Source organism: Pedobacter faecalis, assembly GCF_030182585.1.
In the GTDB taxonomy this organism is placed as follows: domain Bacteria; phylum Bacteroidota; class Bacteroidia; order Sphingobacteriales; family Sphingobacteriaceae; genus Pedobacter; species Pedobacter faecalis.
In genome coordinates, this window is record NZ_JARXOW010000001.1 from 2937082 (window position 1) to 2955094 (window position 18013).

15 protein-coding genes are annotated in these 18013 nt (G+C 46.8%); 7 read left to right on the forward strand and 8 right to left on the reverse strand.

All coding sequences use genetic code 11. From position 1 onward, the window contains the following. The first annotated feature begins 90 nt into the window (after positions 1 to 90). The 3 genes from QEP07_RS13380 to QEP07_RS13390 all read left to right on the forward strand — a co-directional run bounded on the left by QEP07_RS13380 (position 91) and on the right by QEP07_RS13390 (position 5858). The gene (locus tag QEP07_RS13380; protein ID WP_256001863.1) at positions 91 to 783 is read left to right on the forward strand and encodes an ABC transporter ATP-binding protein; all 693 of its coding nucleotides are present in this window, start codon (positions 91 to 93) and stop codon (positions 781 to 783) included. Beyond that, positions 770 to 3319, forward strand: coding sequence for an ABC transporter permease (locus tag QEP07_RS13385; protein ID WP_285010665.1), 2550 nt, complete (start codon positions 770 to 772; stop codon positions 3317 to 3319). The genes QEP07_RS13380 and QEP07_RS13385 overlap by 14 nt, the downstream gene beginning before the upstream one ends. A gap of 85 nt (positions 3320 to 3404) precedes the next feature. Further along, the gene (locus QEP07_RS13390) at positions 3405 to 5858 is read left to right on the forward strand and encodes a glutaminase family protein (protein WP_285010666.1); all 2454 of its coding nucleotides are present in this window, start codon (positions 3405 to 3407) and stop codon (positions 5856 to 5858) included. 43 nt (positions 5859 to 5901) lie between these two features. Here the strand turns inward: QEP07_RS13390 and QEP07_RS13395 are convergent, their stop codons facing one another. Genes QEP07_RS13395 through folP form a run of 3 tightly spaced genes read right to left on the reverse strand, consistent with a single transcriptional unit; the run spans position 5902 to position 8345 of the window. Continuing rightward, a complete protein-coding gene (locus QEP07_RS13395) occupies positions 5902 to 6654 on the reverse strand; it encodes an NUMOD1 domain-containing DNA-binding protein (RefSeq protein ID WP_285010667.1) in 753 nt (250 codons plus the stop codon). 22 nt (positions 6655 to 6676) lie between these two features. Further along, a complete protein-coding gene (gene cdaA, locus QEP07_RS13400) occupies positions 6677 to 7468 on the reverse strand; it encodes a diadenylate cyclase CdaA (RefSeq protein WP_256001859.1) in 792 nt (263 codons plus the stop codon). Between the two features lie 25 nt (positions 7469 to 7493). Next, positions 7494 to 8345 carry a dihydropteroate synthase gene (folP, locus tag QEP07_RS13405; protein WP_285010668.1) on the reverse strand — a complete coding sequence of 284 codons (852 nt, stop codon included), beginning with the start codon at positions 8343 to 8345 and terminating at the stop codon, positions 7494 to 7496. Positions 8346 to 8439: 94 nt separating this feature from the next. Here folP and QEP07_RS13410 point away from each other — a divergent pair, with 94 nt between their 5' ends. From QEP07_RS13410 to QEP07_RS13425, 4 genes are read left to right on the forward strand one after another with little or no spacing between them, the layout of a single operon-like run. After that, the gene (locus QEP07_RS13410) at positions 8440 to 8979 is read left to right on the forward strand and encodes a DUF1599 domain-containing protein (protein ID WP_285010669.1); all 540 of its coding nucleotides are present in this window, start codon (positions 8440 to 8442) and stop codon (positions 8977 to 8979) included. A 9-nt stretch (positions 8980 to 8988) separates the two neighbouring features. Then, a complete protein-coding gene (locus QEP07_RS13415) occupies positions 8989 to 10140 on the forward strand; it encodes a BT_3928 family protein (RefSeq protein WP_285010670.1) in 1152 nt (383 codons plus the stop codon). Between the two features lie 5 nt (positions 10141 to 10145). Further along, positions 10146 to 11201 carry an ABC transporter permease gene (locus tag QEP07_RS13420; RefSeq protein WP_285010671.1) on the forward strand — a complete coding sequence of 352 codons (1056 nt, stop codon included), beginning with the start codon at positions 10146 to 10148 and terminating at the stop codon, positions 11199 to 11201. Positions 11202 to 11204: 3 nt separating this feature from the next. Beyond that, positions 11205 to 11726 carry a shikimate kinase gene (locus QEP07_RS13425; RefSeq protein WP_285010672.1) on the forward strand — a complete coding sequence of 174 codons (522 nt, stop codon included), beginning with the start codon at positions 11205 to 11207 and terminating at the stop codon, positions 11724 to 11726. Here QEP07_RS13425 and QEP07_RS13430 read toward each other — a convergent pair. The 5 genes from QEP07_RS13430 to QEP07_RS13450 form a co-directional block, all read right to left on the reverse strand. Further along, on the reverse strand, positions 11698 to 12492 hold the full coding sequence (locus QEP07_RS13430) for a tRNA pseudouridine synthase A (protein ID WP_285010673.1): 795 nt from the start codon (positions 12490 to 12492) through the stop codon (positions 11698 to 11700). The two genes, QEP07_RS13425 and QEP07_RS13430, sit on opposite strands and share 29 nt — an antisense overlap. Continuing rightward, on the reverse strand, positions 12493 to 14403 hold the full coding sequence (locus tag QEP07_RS13435) for a beta-N-acetylhexosaminidase (protein ID WP_285010674.1): 1911 nt from the start codon (positions 14401 to 14403) through the stop codon (positions 12493 to 12495). Positions 14404 to 14446: 43 nt separating this feature from the next. Beyond that, the gene (gene dacB / locus QEP07_RS13440) at positions 14447 to 15853 is read right to left on the reverse strand and encodes a D-alanyl-D-alanine carboxypeptidase/D-alanyl-D-alanine endopeptidase (protein WP_285010675.1); all 1407 of its coding nucleotides are present in this window, start codon (positions 15851 to 15853) and stop codon (positions 14447 to 14449) included. A gap of 77 nt (positions 15854 to 15930) precedes the next feature. Further along, on the reverse strand, positions 15931 to 16923 hold the full coding sequence (locus tag QEP07_RS13445; protein WP_285010676.1) for an aspartate-semialdehyde dehydrogenase: 993 nt from the start codon (positions 16921 to 16923) through the stop codon (positions 15931 to 15933). A 210-nt stretch (positions 16924 to 17133) separates the two neighbouring features. After that, positions 17134 to 18006, reverse strand: coding sequence for a sugar phosphate isomerase/epimerase family protein (locus QEP07_RS13450; protein WP_285010677.1), 873 nt, complete (start codon positions 18004 to 18006; stop codon positions 17134 to 17136). Positions 18007 to 18013 lie beyond the last annotated feature (7 nt).

Below are 18013 nucleotides of genomic sequence, written 5' to 3' on the forward strand. Positions count from 1 at the left end.
ATCTGTAAAATATAAATCTAAACTACCGCTTACTTGTTTAACCTCATATATTTAAACAGTAAGCTTCCGGTTAAGTTTAAAACTTTTTTCATGTCCGACCAGTTCATTCTAGACGTTAACAATATAAGTAAGAGATATACAAGCGCAGGCAAAGCGCTCACCGTTTTAAGTGATGTATCATTTCAGATTGAAAGGGGTACTACAGTGGCTATTACAGGCCCCTCTGGTAGTGGCAAAACGACCTTATTAGGTCTGTGTGCGGGGCTGGACAGGGCGAGCTCTGGAAGCGTAACCCTAAATGGCATTTTGCTTGATGGTCTTAGCGAAGACCAACGCGCCACATTACGAAATCAATACGTTGGTTTCATCTTTCAAAATTTTCAGCTTATGCCTACGCTAACTGCTTTAGAAAACGTAATGGTGCCTATGGAATTGCGCCGACAAAAGAATATCAGGACACGTGCAATGGAATTGCTGGGCAAAGTAGGTCTCTCCGATCGTTCCCATCACTACCCCGTACAATTGTCGGGCGGCGAGCAGCAACGTGTGTCACTTGCGAGGGCTTTTTCAAACAAACCCGCTTTACTGTTTGCCGACGAGCCGACGGGTAATCTTGACGGGGAGACCGGGGCCAGGATAGAAGATATGCTTTTTGACCTTAATCGTGAGGCCGGAACAACATTGGTTATCGTGACGCATGACCTTGAACTTGCGGCTAAGACTTCCAGAATTATAAAGATGAAAAGCGGAACCATCCAATCAGATGTGTATGCCGGCCGATAGAATCATAAAGCGGCAATCGGCTGGGATAGCCTGGCTAATGACGATGGCCTGGCGTGACAGTCGCCGTAACCGGTCGCGTCTCCTTCTTTTCGTGGCTGCAATTGTACTTGGTATCGCAGCGCTTGTGGCAGTCTACTCCTTCAGGGACAACCTTACCAAAGATATTGAGCGCCAAGCCCTGGAACTTACCGGTGCCGATCTGGTGCTGGATGGGAATGCAGCACCGGGAAAGGGAACAAAGGCACTCATGGATACGCTCGGTTCAGATCGTTCTTTCGAACGCAGCTTTGCATCCATGGTGTATTTTATCAAAGATGGCGGTAGTCGCCTGGTTCAGATTCGCGCCCTGGAAGGCAAGTACCCATATTACGGGGCTATCGAAACGATACCCGCACATGCGGCGGCAGACTTTCAGGATTCAACAAAAAGCGCTTTGGTGGATAAAACGCTGATGCTTCAGTATAATGCTGTTGTTGGAGATTCCATAAAGGTCGGTGCACTAAACTTTGTGATCAAGGGAGCCCTCGAGAAAGTTCCGGGACAGACGGGCGTGTCTTCAACAGTAGCACCTGTAGTTTATATACCCCTTCGGTTTTTACAGGCCACCGGGCTTACTGAAATTGGAAGTCGCATTACCTACAAATACTACATAAAACTCGACAACCCGGAGGAAGCCGAACAACTCGTTAAGGAGCTTAAGCCAGATCTGGATAAATACGGCCTGGATGCTGAAACGGTAGCTTCAAGAAAAGCAGAGACTGGGCGTTCCTTCAAGGATGTGAACCGCTTCATGGCCTTGTCCGGATTCGTAGCCCTTTTGTTAGGTTGTATCGGCGTTGGAAGTGCAGTACATGTCTACATCCGCGAGAAGCTGGGTGCGATTGCTACCTTACGGTGTATGGGCGTGAAGTCTTCAGAGGCATTTCAGATATTTTTGATACAAATTGGCTTTATAGGAGTTCTCAGTGCGGCAATCGGATGTTTACTTGGTACTCTTTTGCAGTTTATACTCCCGGCAGTCTTGAAGGATTTTCTGCCGGTGGAACTACATATGCAGTTGAGCTGGCCGGCGATCTGGCAGGGTCTGCTTTTAGGTACCATGGTTTCTATACTTTTTGCTTTGCCGTCACTACTTGCGGTGCGTCATATATCCCCGTTGAACGCAATCCGGATGTCTTATGAACGCAAGTCTCCCAGGGCAGATCCGTTCGTTTGGCTGGTTTACGTTGTTATTTTGGGCTTTATTTTCTGGTTCACCTACCTGCAGATGGGTGGTTGGCTGGAGGCGGTTATTTTTACATTCGGAATATCCCTGGCCTTTTTGCTTTTGTATACGTTATCCAAACTGTTAATGTGGCTGTTGCGTAAGTTATTGCCTCAAAGTTTTAGCTATCTGTGGCGGCAGGGATTTGCAAATCTATATCGCCCAGGGAATCAAACTATGGTGTTAACGGTGTCAATCGGATTATCTGCAGCATTTATTGGTCTGTTGTTTTTGGTTCAGGCTATTTTGATAAAGCGAGTAACAGTCGCGGCTGGCGATAGTCAGCCTAACATGGTATTGTTTGACATTCAGAGCGAACAGAAAGAGCCTGTGGCCCAACTTACCCGGACCCATAGGTTGCCCTTGATGAATCAGGTACCAATAGTTACCCTCAGAATCGATGAAATTAATGGAAAAACCGCGGCCGATTTGTCCGTCTCAGATAGTTTGCCTGACAAAAAGCCTGGAGGTCGAGAGCCTTCGGAGCGCGCCTTCAGTAGTGAACTGCGCGTGACGTTTCAGTCGAAGCTAACGGAAGCTGAACGCATCACTAAAGGCGTTTGGGCCGGTGTTGCCGACAGCATACCGCGGGTCTCTTTTGAACAAAACTATGCAAGACGCATACAGGTCGATGTTGGTGACACAGTCGTATTTAATGTACAAGGTGTGCTCGTGCGGACGATCGTGGGAAGTCTTCGGGAGGTAAACTGGGCCAGGATGCAAACTAACTTTCGCGTCGTATTTCCACAGGGGGTACTTGAAGATGCCCCTCAATTTCATGTACTGATGACGCGTGTACCCACTAGCGAACGCTCGGCAGCATACCAGGCTGCTGTTGTTCGGGCTTTCCCGAACGTCTCCGTTATCGATCTTAAGCTAATTCTGCAGGTACTTGATGATTTGCTTTCGAAGATCAGCTTTGTGATAAGATTTATGGCAGGTTTTAGCATGGCAACTGGTTGGATCGTGCTGATATCTTCTGTATTAACAAGCAAAGCCCAGCGTACCAAGGAAAGCCTGTTGCTTCGGACGCTTGGAGCGAGCAGCAGACAAATCCTTGCTATAACGGCAGTAGAATATCTTTTCCTCGGTATCGTAGCCACCGGCGCAGGGATGTTTCTAGCGCTTTGCGGAAGCTGGGCGCTGGCTGTATATGTTTTCGACGCGGCATTTGAACCATCAGGTACAGTAATAGCGGCATTCTTTTTCATTATCACATCTATCGTCGTAATTACAGGCCTGGTCAGTAGCCGGGCCGCCTTGAAACGCTGATTTATTGGGAATAAATCGGAGTCAATGCCTTTAACACGGATAAAGTTCTTATTTTGCGGGTTATTGAACGCATTAATAACCCAATATGAAAAGATTTTTGTTCCTGGCCCTGTTGCTCTGCGGAACCGTATTTGCGCAGGAACGTAAGGCTCCGGCTTACCCCCTCATTACACACGACCCCTATTTTAGTATTTGGTCACCCTCCGATTCGCTTAACGCCAGTACGACTATGCACTGGACCGGCGCCACACAGTCTCTAACCGGGATACTTAGTGTCGACGGAAAACTTTATAGTTTTCTTGGCAAGCCAGAGAAAATTTATAAAGCCATACTACCGTCTGCCGACGAGCGCCCTATGCAGCAGCTATATACGGAAGATAAGCCTGCCGAAAACTGGATGAGTGTAGACTTTGACGATAATATGTGGAAGTCCGCCCTTAGCCCCGCAGGCAGTGAGCGTGCGCAGGCGAAAACACCCTGGAAGAAAGACGAGATATGGATTAGACGCAGCTTTGATGCTGCGAGTGTAGGATCGAATAAGCTGTTTCTGCAGATCAGGCATGACGACAAAGCTACAGTTTATCTGAACGGAAAGGAGATTTACAGTAAGTCTGAACTGGAAGGCAAGTTTGTATACATACCAATCGCCGATGCAATCAGGAAGACGCTTAAAAAAGGAAAGAATATAATAGCTATCCATGCGGTTAATACCGGCGGGCCATCCTTCCTGGATGCCGGTCTGGTAGAAGAGCCAGCGGCAAAGGACGTACTTAAAATTGTTAACGCCACGCCTAAGAGCGTTGACCTGAATGCTACGCAGACGATTTATGAGTTTGTCTGCGGTAAAATAGATCTTAAGTTAACCTTCACATCGCCGCAGCTTATGGATCGTTTGGATCTGCTTTCCCGGCCCGTATCTTATATATCTGCAAGCGTTAAGGCAAATGATGGTTTGAACCATCAGGTGAAACTATATTTTGGAGCGTCAACCAATGTTGCCGTGCATAGCCCAACCCAGGAAGTCCGCGCGCGTAAATATCGGAAAGCTGAACTCGATATTTTGAGCGCTGGTACAATTGCTCAGCCCATGCTTCAGCGTGCTGGCGATGATGTACGGATAGACTGGGGCTATATGTATGTCGCAGTCCCCTCCGCTTACAGAAGTGTTCAAAGCATAAGTACAGCTGTAGAAGCCATGAATATCTTACGGGCGAAGCCGGCTGCATCGCCCGATGCGTTAACTGGCGAAAAACTGATGCTGAACACTTTAATCCCAATGGGGAAGGTCGGTGCTACAGCTAAGGAACAGTTTATTATGCTTGGCTACGACGATGTCTATTCATTGCAGTATTTTGGGAAAAACCTTCGCCCCTGGTGGAATAGCGACGGGAAGGAGACAATCGAGAACCAACTGGCAATTGCTGCAAAAGATTATAAATCCTTGATGAGTAATAGTGCAGCCTTTGATAAGAAGATGTACGCTGATGCCCTGAACAGCGGGGGCAAAGCATATGCAGAACTTTGTGAAATAGGCTACCGCCAGGCCATCACCGCACATAAACTGGTTAAAGGGCCGGAAAACGGACTGTTGTTTCTTTCAAAGGAAAACTTTAGCAACGGATCAATCGGCACCGTGGATGTGACTTATCCGTCGGCGCCCTTGTTCTTGATGTATAACCCGGATCTTTTGAAAGGGATGTTGAATGGTATCTTTTATTATAGTGAAAGCGGGAAATGGACTAAGCCCTTCGCCGCACATGATTTAGGGACATATCCGCTGGCCAATGGTCAGACCTACGGAGAAGACATGCCTGTAGAGGAATCAGGAAACATGTTAATTTTGACCGCTGCCATCGCGAAAGCCGAAGGGAACGCTGAATATGCACGAAAGCATTGGAAAACATTAAGCACTTGGGCCGAATACCTGAGCGAGAAAGGACTTGATCCTGCGAACCAATTGTCGACAGACGATTTTGCGGGCCATCTGGCTCGAAACGCAAACTTATCTGTAAAAGCTATTGTCGCACTTGGAGGGTACGGTATGATGGCAGAAATGCTCGGCGAAAAGGCACTTGGACAGAAGTACACAGCTATGGCCAAAGAGATGGCAGGGAAGTGGATGCAGCTTGCAGACGCAGGCGATCATTATGCGTTGACTTTCGATGATAAAAACACATGGAGCCAGAAGTACAATTTGGTCTGGGACAAGGTATTGAGTCTTGGCCTCTTCCCCAAAGAGGTGTACACGAAGGAGATCAGCTTTTACTTAGGTAAACAATTGAAGTACGGATTGCCGTTGGATAGCCGCCGTACTTACACCAAGTCTGACTGGATCACATGGACAGCCACACTGGCCGATAACAGGCAGGACTTTGAAGCGCTGGTAGCGCCGGTGTACAAATACGCGCTTGAAACACCCGATCGTGTCCCGATCAGTGATTGGCACGAAACCAAGGATGCGCGGCGGCAGAACTTCACTGCGAGGAGTGTTGTCGGAGGGTTTTTTATCAAAATGCTGTACGATAAGCTTGGAAAATAAAGAAGAGAGGGGACGATCCAGCCGATTGTCCCCTCTCTTTTTATCACTGTTCCGTATCCGCCATTTCAATTCGCTTGTTAGTCCTTTGCGTGATTGCCGACTTTTTGGCTTGCATATGACGCTGTAGCCTTGAACTTTCAAAATGTGGATGTCTGCGCAACTCATTGACATTGATGCGTAATTGCTGGCCCTTGCGCCAGAGGTAACCTCCCGCAGAAAGCGTAACGCCCTTTATAGAATTGGAAATCGCACCATTGTCAATCCCCGTTTCTTTGGTAGCCTCCAGCCCGCTTTTAAAAGATCGGATCCACCGTCCGTTAAGGTCGTACTGAGATATCACTCGACTGTTCGCCGCAATCTGAGGATTAACCTTAATTTTCTTTTTAATGACCTTGCTCCACACATATCCCCCATAGGTAAGCCCGCGGCCCTTTATGACATCACGAATGCCATTGTAATGGACCCCCACGGATTTGGCCGCCTCTTTGGAATTAAGGTGTGTGCGGATCAGATTTCCTTCTAAGTCGTACTGGCCCACGGTGTGTTGTTGACTGGATAGTGGTGAGGGGCCGAACCACTTTTCTTTGAGAATTGGTTTCAGGTCTATCTCCTCATCATTGCCGCGCCTCCATAAATAGCCATAAGCGGTATAAGCTCTTTTTGATTCGCTCGCAGCCGCCGAGATGTGCTGATGGAGGCCATTAAATGCCTGTGCGGCCGCCTTTGCGCTTGGGTAAGTTTCGAGCAGTTTCCCCGAAAGGCTATAGCGGCTGATCGTGTGTTCGTTCTTTTTCACTGTTTTGATTAGCGTAATTATGTTAAAAATCTTTATTGAGCAGTTTCTCAAGTTCACCAAAGGAAACATTCATGCGTACACGGCCCTGTTTAGCGTAAGCAATTTCGCCGGTCTCCTCAGAAACAATAACGGCAACAGCATCCGTTGTTTCAGAAATTCCGATGCCTGCCCGGTGCCTAAGCCCAAACTGGGGAGGTAATTTGTCATTGTCCGTAAGCGGGAGTATACAACTTGCGCTTTTGATCTTGTTTTCGGCAATTACAACGGCACCATCGTGCAGCGGACTGTACTTCTGAAATATGCTCTCCAGTAAACGTTTTGATATCTTCGAATCGATTACCTCGCAGCTATTGGCAAATAATTGATCATCATAAAATTTTACAAAAACCATCAGTGCTCCAGTCCTCGATTTTTTCATGCTCTTACACGCATCAATAATGGGTTTAATTCGGATCAGGTTGTCGCGCTCAATGTTCTTACTTCCGAACAGATAACCCCACCAAGCCTTATTTTGTTGCAGAAAAGTATTTTTTCCTATCAAAAGGAGGAATCTCCTAATTTCAGGCTGAAAAATCACAATGAGCGCGATGATGCCTACACTCATAAACTTCTCAATAATGGCAGTAAGCAGCCTCATATCAAGTTGCCTTACGGCAAACCAGATTAGCACCACGATAAACATACCCAAGAGCAGGTTTACGGCAATGGTGTTCTTGATCAGGTTGTATAAATAATAGATCAGCAGAGCTACAAATATGATATCCACGATATCAGTTACCGTCACCTTCAGAAAGTCGAAGTCAAAGCCGTTCATCGATGCAAGTTAGTGAAAATAATTATTACTTCATGTTTTTAACAATAGCGATACATTCGGATGCGGCTTTTACATCGTGCACCCGCAATATTGTGGCTCCCTTCAATAGGGCGATAGTGTTTACAACGGTTGTGCCATTAAGCGCTTCTCCCGCCGAGCCTCCGAGCAGTTTATATATCATGCCTTTTCGTGAAACGCCTACAAGGAGCGGAAGGCCGAATATATGCAGGTCTTCCAAGCGGTTAAGAAGTTCATAATTCTGGTCTGTAGTCTTAGCAAATCCAAACCCGGGATCAATCATGATATCGTTCACCCCGAGCGATTTCAGTTTTGCAATGCGTGCTGAAAAATAATCTATCAGTTCAAGATTCAGATCTTTATAGTCTGTAAGCGTTTGCATAGTTTGGGGGTTACCACGCATGTGCATAATAATGTATGGGACCTTTAAGTCTGCCACCGTAGCAAACATAGCTTCATCAAGATCGCCGGCGGATATGTCGTTGACCAGGTGTGCGCCGGCCTGCACAGCTTCCCGGGCCACCTTCGAACGGAACGTATCCACTGATATCACAACATCAGGAAATCTTTTAACGATAGCTTCCACAACAGGTGTCAGCCGGCTTACTTCCTCATCGCTATGCACGTCAACAGCACCAGGCCTGGAAGAGTAGGCGCCGATGTCAATGAAGCTTGCGCCTTCATTTACAAAAGCTTCCGTACGGAGCAGTGCTTGTTCAACGGTAGTTACCCGGCTTTCACCATAAAATGAATCTGGTGTCAGGTTGAGAATTCCCATGACCGCTGGGGTACTCAGATCCACCAGCCTGCCTCTTATGTTTAGTGTACGTTTTGCGTTTAAAAATGTATCTTTAGCCATTGTCGTTGTACAAACTTATATAAATAGTTCTATATCTTGGTAACAGGCGTTACAGCGATATACTGGCTTAAATTTAATATTATAATTGGTTTTCGTGGCGAATACTTCACAGGAATATGATTCAGTAACAGCGGTTTGCAGGTCGTTGTTTTTAAAAAAGACTTATGATTATGGGACAGCCTGGCGCATTTTGCGGCCGGCGTCAATCACAGATCAGATTTTTATTAAAGCACAGCGCATTCGTACGCTTGAAGAGACAGGGGTATCCAAGGTTGGCGATGGTGTAACAGACGAATACATTGGCATTGTGAATTATTGTATCATAGGAATGATGCAACTTGAGCTGGGACCGGAAGATCCGTATGAACTCGAACCTGCCTTAGTGGAACAATTGTTTGACCAGAAAGTAAGGGAAACCAAAACCTTAATGTTCGCAAAGAACCATGATTATGGTGAGGCCTGGCGCGATATGCGCATCAGTTCACTCACCGATTTGATCCTGATGAAAATCTTGCGGGTCAAGCAGATTGAGGACAACCAAGGTAAAACGCTTGCTTCCGAGGGAGTAAGCGCTAACTATCAGGATATGCTCAACTATGCAGTATTTGCATTAATAAGGCTGGGACTTAAATAAAATCAAAGCATGAAAAGAATCGCGCTTAATTTTTCACGAATATTTGTTGGAACGCTATTTATATTCTCTGGCCTGATTAAGGCCAATGATCCGCTTGGCTTCGGATATAAACTTCAAGAATATTTTGAGGTTTTCCATATGCCTTTCCTTAGCGGCTGGGCAACCGGAATTGCCATCATGCTTTGTGTGTTCGAGGTCGTGCTAGGGGCTTTGCTGCTGCTTGGGTTCTGGCGCAGGGAGGTCACCCTGGGTCTATTGCTCGTCATAATTTTTTTTACATTTCTAACCTTTGTTTCCGCTTTCTTTAAAGTAGTGACATCCTGTGGCTGCTTCGGGGACGCAATCCCTCTTACGCCTTGGCAATCTTTTACCAAAGATGTTGTGTTGCTTGTCCTTATCGTTTACCTGTTCCGCTATGCTGATGTTATTCGGCCTGTCACCAGCAATTCCTCTGCGCAGAAGGCAACATTTCTTATTGTTCTGCTCGTTTCGCTCGGATTCAGTCTTTACACCTATAACCGTCTGCCTGTAATAGACTTTCTCCCTTATAAGGTCGGTGCTAATCTACCGGAACTGATGAAAATTCCTGCGGGCGCCGTACCAGACGAGTACGAGATTACCTACAAGATGAAAAACAAAGCAACCGGTGAGGAGAAAGTAATAAATGACAAGGATTACCTTAAAACCGGGATATGGCAGGATGAAAACTGGGAGATCGTCGGCGATCCCGAAAGCCGGTTAGTTAAAGAGGGCTTCAAGCCGAAGATTCGTGACCTCATGATTACTGATGCTTCGGGCACAGACTATACAAAAGAATTGATCGAGAACCCCTATTATAACCTGGTCGTGGTGGCATACGATCTGAGTGCAACAAATGAAACTGCCATGGGGAACTTGAACGCATTATCGTTAAATGCAGTAGAGCAGTTTCATATTCGTACTGTAATGCTAACCTCAGCGGCCGCGCAGACCGCAGACGCTTACAGCAAACGAATGAAACTCTTTATGGAGGTGTTTTATGCCGATGCGGTACCACTGAAAAGCATGGTTAGGGCAAATCCAGGAGTGATGCTACTTAAGAACGGTGTAGTTATAAACAAATGGCATCATAGTGCGGTTCCATCGTTCGACGAGCTCTCACGGGAGTATTTTGCTAAATAGTCCTGATGATACGTTATACCCTCCATAAAATTTCCTATGGATTTGCCGTGATGACGGGTGTGGTTATCATTGTCTTTATACTTTTTAACATTTTGCCCGGCGACCCGGCCCGGATGACAATGGGTCAGCGCGCCGATGTCCAATCGCTGGAAGCAGTGCGTAAAGAATTCGGATTAGACCAATCGCGCGGCACCCAATTTCTTTTATACATAAACGACCTTTCGCCAGTTAGCGTTCACGACAACAGCCATGCCGACATCCAGAAATATACCCTCCTGGCATCCGTGGAAGTCGGCAGGAAGGTACTCGTAATTAAAGTTCCATACCTTCGGCGCTCCTATCAAACCAAACGTGAAGTAACCACCATCCTTGCAGAAACAGTTCCCAATACCATAGTGCTGGCTTCAGCTGCAATGTTACTTGCTACAGTTACAGGCGTATTTTTGGGCGTGCTTTCCGCAGTTAATAAAGACACCTGGATAGACAGATCAGCGAACGGATTTGCCATCGTAGGTATTTCTTCTCCGTCCTTTTTTGCCGGTATTATCATTGCCTGGCTTTTTGGTTTTGTGCTAAGGGAGTATACCGGTTTAAGCATGTCGGGCAGTCTATATAGTTACGATCCTTTCCAAGGGGAAATAATGACGCTGCACAACCTCTGGCTTCCTATGATCACACTTGCCCTTCGTCCTTTGGCAGTTATTGTACAGCTTACCAGAAGTACTATGCTCGACGTGCTTTCTCAGGATTATATACGCACAGCCAAGGCTAAGGGACTCGGTCGACTAACGATTATTTGGAAGCATGCACTTCGCAATGCCATTAATCCGGTGATCACTGCAATTTCCGGCTGGTTTGCATCCTTACTCGCAGGTTCGTTTTTCGTGGAATACATCTTCGGATACAATGGACTAGGACGTACGACGGTCACCGCGCTTGAAATGTCTGACTTTCCGGTGGTCATGGGGTCCATATTATTTATCTCTCTTGTGTTCATCGTAATTAATATCTTATCCGACATATTATATGCCTTTGCTGATCCAAGGGTAAAACTGGTATAAACAATGATTGTTTTTCTGACAGGCTTCATGGGGTGTGGCAAAAGCACCAACGGACGTAAGCTCGCCGCGGCGATGCAGTACGCATTTATTGATCTTGATGCAGAGATTGAAAAGCTTGCCAATGGATCTATCGCAGGGTATTTCGATGCTCACGGAGAACATGCTTTCAGGGAACTGGAAAGCATGTTGTTGAAAACATTTGATTTCCCGCCAAATGCGATAGTAGCGACGGGTGGCGGCACACCATGCTATGCCGACAACATGAATTGGATGATATCAAACGGGCTGACCATTTATATTGAGATGACGCCGTCGGCCCTCGCAAAACGATTAGAGCGTGGCAAAGACAAACGGCCCCTGATCAGGAATCTAAGTCAGCAAGAACTGATAAGCTTTATCCAGCAAAAGCTAGTTGAGCGCGAGCCATTTTATAAACGGGCAGAGATTGTCCTCAACGGACTCAATTTTGATGTGCAGGATTGTAAGCAAATCGTCCTTAACGCCACTCAGAAGAGGCAGAGATAAGCGAAAAGTCGGTACGAGCAGGGAGGTTGAGATACGGGTAAGTCACCTTCGAAAGATATAGGCCCTGAGGATGTGCAGGATCCAGAAACTTAGGTATGCTCCTGGTCACAAGATAGCTTTGAAATTCGTCAACACTGAGCGAGCCCCGGCCAATCTTAAGTAACTGACCCATAATAATCCTGATCATCTTTGCAAGAAAGCGGTTAGACGAGATATGAAAGCGTAATTTGTCGCCTCTCGGATCTATAGCGAGCGTTGCAGACATCACATTGCAGATTGTATGCTCATATTTGTCCGGGCCAGTACAGAAACATCGGTAGTCTTTATAGAAAGGTAGCAATCCTACGGCTCTTTTCATCTCGTCAAACTTCAGGTTGTCCAACAGGTAGAAAGAACTCAAACCATTCAGGAAAGGGTCTTTGTAGAAGTGCATGAAGTAGTCGTAAGACCGGAGTACCGCATCAAACCTCGCATGGCGGTTTTCTGCCACAGGGATAATGTCGAACACCGCAATGCCTACCGGCAATATTTTATTTATGCGAAATACCAGGTCAAAGTCCCAGGATTGCGGCAGGTCAACGTGAAAAAAGAACTGGGTGGCATGTACGTGAGCATCAGTACGTCCGCAACCAACTACCTCAATCCTGGTTTTAAAGATATCACTAAGCGCTTGTTCAATCACGCCCTGTATGTTTGGCAGGCATGGCTGTTTTTGCCATCCGCTATAACGGAGTCCGTTATAGCCAATATGAAAAAAATACCTCACTTATTTCTTCCCAGCTCGCTTATTTAGTTCCTCAACAGGCATAACCATCATGCGTCCAACGCGCTGTTTGCCACGGTAAGTAATCACTTTAAGCGTGGAAGCTTCTTTCGGAACCGTTAGTTTCTCGGTGTACTTCGGATAAAAGTAGTCAGGGAAAGAGTTGTCAAAGCTGTAATGAATACTGAGATCTTCCACTTCGGTACTTAGTTCAATCATTAATTGCTTATCAGCCGACCTGCTTACGTTGAAGATCGGATCGTAAACACTGGGCGCATATTTCGTTTCAGCTACGTCCAGGCGTTTAAAGTGCTGCTCAACCCGGCCAAAAAAATTCTTCCAGTTTTTTTTCTCTGGCTGCGACCAAACAGACTCAGCTATAGCAAATCCACGTGGCCAGGTCATGTATTCGGCCTGGCGAATATTATAAACCTGTTCGGTCCACAAGTTACCCTGACCACCTTTAATATAGCGTATATCAGCACCCGGGGGAACCGGATCGAATTCATAGGATTTGCTCAGGCGGAGTGAAGCATACACACGAGGCTCTGTAATCGGGTCGGCCTGCATGTAGTCCAGATAAGCATAGGTAGTCGGACTCATCACTACTTCGTGTTTCTTCTTCGCTGCATCCAAACCGTATTTCATGCCGCGCCAACTCATTACCGCTACACTGGGAGGCATACCCCCGTCCAGTATTTCATCCCATCCGATGAATTTTTTCCCTTTTGATTCTACGATCTTCTGAACACGTTTCGTGAAATATCCCTGAACTTCATGCATGTTGCGCAAGCCCTCACGTTTCATAAGCGCTTTGATCTGTTCATTCTTCTGCCAGAAATTTATCGGCGCTTCGTCGCCACCCATATGTATATACTGGAAGGGAAACAACGCTGCGATCTGCGTGACCACCGTGTCAAGGAAGCTGTAAACGCGTTCGTTTGCCGGACATAGTGTATTGTCTACCAACGCTATCGGTGGCGCGCCCCTCGACCAGTCCATAATCTGTTCACCCGACCGCACACGGTAGTTGACGGCTTCCGGAGTGCAGGAAAGTTCCGGATAGGCTGCAATAGCTGCCAGACTATGCCCAGGCACATCGATTTCAGGCAAAATATTCACAAAACGCTCCTGTGCGTACTGCACCAGCTCCCGGATGTCATCCTGTGTATAAAAGCCTCCGTAATCTCTCGGCTCGTCTGCCGCAGGTGGAGCAAAATAACCAAACTCACCAACGCGTTTAACCCGCCAGGCACCTACTTCAGTAAGTTTGGGAAGCCCTTTAATTTCAATACGCCATCCTTCGTCGTCGGCCAGATGCAAATGAAGGATATTGTATTTATACCTAACCATCGCGTCTATATACTGTTTAACCTCTTCCTTCGTGAAGAAATGACGGGAAACATCAAACATAAGTCCACGCCAGCCTAGCCTCGGATAATCCGTTATATCTGCGCAGGGTGCCTGCCAGTCCACATTCGTCACTTTTTCCATGCTTTCAATTTCCGCTGGGAAAAGCTGTATCAGGCTTTGCGCGCCATAAAATAATCCAGCCGCTTTATTGGCTTTGATGGTAACCTTTTCAGGCGTCACATTAAGCTGGTAACCTTCATCGCCCAGCGCCGGGCTGGCCCGGTTATTCAGTTCCAGCACAATAACCGGTCGCTCTGCGTGCTGTACCACGGAAACGAAACTGCCCGTTGGTTTAGAAAAACGCTCCTGTAAAAACGCCGTCACCTGTTTTAGTTCAGGGAGCGCGGGCGACTGTATCACAACGTTTTCAGGCAATATAAAGTAACCTTCCAGCTTAGTAACAGATACAGGTTCAGGTATAATGGCGATTTCTGGCTTTGTCTGTGCATTACTTTGAAAAGCCAGCGTTAAGAGACAAGCAAGGATAAGGAGTTTTTTCATAATGTCACGTAATTCGTAAAAATAGTCATAAATTCCGAACCCTTCACTTCAATGCATCAAGAACTGCAAATAGTTTGCTTTTAATACCAGATCCTGAGTAGTTGTTTACATTAATAACGACAACGTATTTGCGACCGGCACCGCTCGTATGGTATCCTGCATAAGCTAATACATCGCTAATGGTTCCACTTTTCAACCTCATGCCATTATTCAGAGGCAGCGATTTTAAAAAGTCTGTAAACCAAGGCGCTGATTGCGCCCGGTACAGAACCGTAGCCATTGCGGCCGTCGACACCCTGTTAGCCGGACTCAGGCCGCTTCCGTCAAGCATCTTTAACGAGCCGCGCGCCACGCCTCGGCCGACCCAGTGATTTACAATTAAGTCAACGCCAGCTGCCGTTGTAGCCTTTTTACCGGCTTTCCAGGCTAGGGTACGTATGAGATGCTCGCCGTACAGGTTAATGCTTTTCTGATTGAACAAATAAACAATATCCGCTAAGGAAGGGGAGTTCAACGTTACCAGCGCTCTTCCAGCAGCCGGAATTTCTTCCCCTGCTAAAGTGAGGCGCCTTCCGGTACTCGGATCCCCCGTCGCCGGAATACCCAACCGGCTCAAGGTGTCCCGCAACCGCAGCGCAGCATCATAAGCCGGTTCGGGCAATGCCACTGAAATTCCTGACTTCGCGATCCCTGAAGCCCAGGTACCGCGCAAATAGGCGGTATTCGACAGCGGTGGGAGATAGGCATACACCTGATCCCCGGAACCCCTTGCTCCGCTTGAGATCTCATTGACGATCCGGATGTATGGCATTTCCGGTACAATGCGGGTTACCGACACTTTGCCGCCGATGGTTGACAGATGGATGTCAAATTGATTTTCCCTCCAGCTCAGGCCCGAGGCAGCCGCTCCATAGTAGTTTCCAATATCTTGCCATATCCAGCCATCCGGCGTCTGTGGCGATCCCCAGACCAGGTCGTCACCGATGATGCGGCCGGTTATTTTCCTGATCCCAGCTTGCCTCACCGCCGTTACCCACTGGTCCAGAACGTTCTTTTCCTTCGTGTTCGGATAACGCCAGGAGCCTAGGGTCGGGTCGCCACCACCTTTGATGATCAGGTCGCCCTGCAATGTGCCGTCGGGGCTGATGCTTCCCGAATAAACCAGACTTGTGCTGTATCGGAAATCCGGGCCTAACAGTTCCAGGGCAGTTGCTGAAGTGATGGTCTTTAGTGTCGATGCGGGTGCCAGCCCGATGTCCTCGTTCTTCGCAAAGATTTTGTCGCCGGTACTTGCATCAAGAATACAGATCGAACTGATCGCATGCCTGGTTTGCGGGTCGTTTTCAAAGTCAGCAAAAGCTTTCCTAAGGCGCTCCGAAGGAGCCTGCGCCAGAAGAGCACCGTTAAATACTGCTATAAAAAGAATAGAGGTCAGGAGTTTTTCAAACATAAGATTATAAAAACAAAATGCAGGACTGGTTTTCCAGCCCTGCATCAATTAACGCACCATTCCGGCGCTGATTCTAATTAAATTAAGTCATTCTTCACCAGGTATTCAGCGATCTGTACAGCATTTGTGGCAGCGCCTTTGCGCAGATTGTCTGCCACAATCCACATGTTCAGTGTTTTAGGCTGAGACTCATCCCGGCGTATACGTCCCACAAAAACTTCATCCTTTTCATGCGCATCTTTAGGCATTGGATACTTAAGATTGGCTATGTCGTCAACCACAATAATGCCTTCCGATTCTTCAAGGATGTTTCTTACCTCTGCAAGGTCAAAATCGTTCTCGAACTCAATGTTCACCGACTCCGAATGTCCGCCCATTACCGGAATGCGTACCGTTGTAGCGGTTACGCGGATGCTATCGTCGCCCATAATCTTATTGGTCTCCAATATCATCTTCATCTCCTCTTTGGTGTATCCATTATCCTGGAATACGTCAATATGTGGAATAACGTTCAGGTCGATTTCATATGCATAGGCTTTAGGGCCATCTTTAACACCATTACGCTCATCCATCAACTGGTCTACAGCCTTAACGCCTGTTCCTGTCACCGATTGATAGGTAGATACCACAACCCGTCTGATTTTATATTTGTCATGAAGTGGCTTCAAAGCAACCACCATCTGTATTGTCGAACAGTTGGGGTTTGCAATGATCTTGTCGGCCTTTGTAAGTACATCAGCGTTTACTTCAGGGACAACCAGTTTTTTGTCAGGGTCCATACGCCATGCCGATGAATTATCGATCACTGTAGTTCCCACCTCCGCAAACCGTGGCGCTTCCTGCAAAGAGGTACTTCCGCCAGCAGAAAAAAGTGCAATGTCCGGTTTCATCGCAATAGCTGTATCCATATTTACAACAGCATACTTCTTACCCTTGAAAGAAATTTCCTTGCCAACGCTCTTCTCAGAAGCTACAGGGATCAATTCGGTCAACGGAAAATTACGCTCTTCCAATACTTTTAACATTACGGTACCAACCAGACCGGTTGCACCTACTACTGCGATTTTCATGATTTTTTTATAATTGTTTAAATTGTGTTTGGGCCTCGGCTTTTTGCAGATGACCCGGTTAGTTGTTTTTTAGTTTAATGAATAGTGTTCAATAATAAGTGGGCAAATATCAGCATTTTTTCTAATATAATGGCCTAACGCGCTTATTATAAACGAAAAGGGAAGTGACCTTTCCGACCACTTCCCTTGTTTATCTCTGTTTTAATGTTTTTATAACAGTTGGTGGTCTACATAATCAAAACTCTTCTTAATACTTACATAAGGATCAATGGAGAAGTTTTCCTGCTCAACGATGGCGTGTTTCAAGCCTGCAAGTTTAGCGTGTTTAAAAATGGTTTTGAAGTCCACTTTTCCGTCGCCAACTTCCGTATTAAGCGTGTTGTCCGCCTTATCCATATCTTTCACATGCCACATGACGAAACGTCCGGGATGCTTGTCAAATAAGTCCTTTGGATCCAGTCCTGCACGTACTACCCAATAGAGATCCATCTCAAACTGCACCTGGTCTTTGTCTGTTTCCTCAAGAAGAATATCATAGCCAGTCCTTTCGCCATGCCTCTGAAATTCGAAGTCATGGTTATGGTAAGCAAGCTGAAGGCCCGACTGTTTACATAGTGCTGCTGCCTCGTTAAGACGTTCGGCAACCCGTTTGTAGTCTTCAGCGTTCGATCGCAGAGACTGATCCAGGTAAGGACAGGTCAGATAAGACATATCCAGTCCTGCAGCCCCTTCTATCAGCGTCTTCAGCTCTTCTGTATCGCCCGTTTTGATATAATTATCCAGCCCGAAGTGTCCGCTAGGCGCCTTTAAGCCGTTTGCCTCCAGAAGCGATTTGAAAGACTTAATGTCCATCCCCCAGAACTTCGATTCAGCGGTGTAGCCATAAGTTTCTACCTCCCGGTAGCCGGCGGCGGCGACTTTCTCAATAACCCCTTTTACGTCTTTAGGCAGCAAATCCCTCAAGGTATAGAGTTGCAGTCCAACCACGTTATTTTTCGCAGCTGAGCAGGCGAATCCTGGTAATATTGCCGCACCTGCTAAAGCGATAGCGCTTTGCTTTATAAATGTTCTTCTGGAGTTCATAGATCGA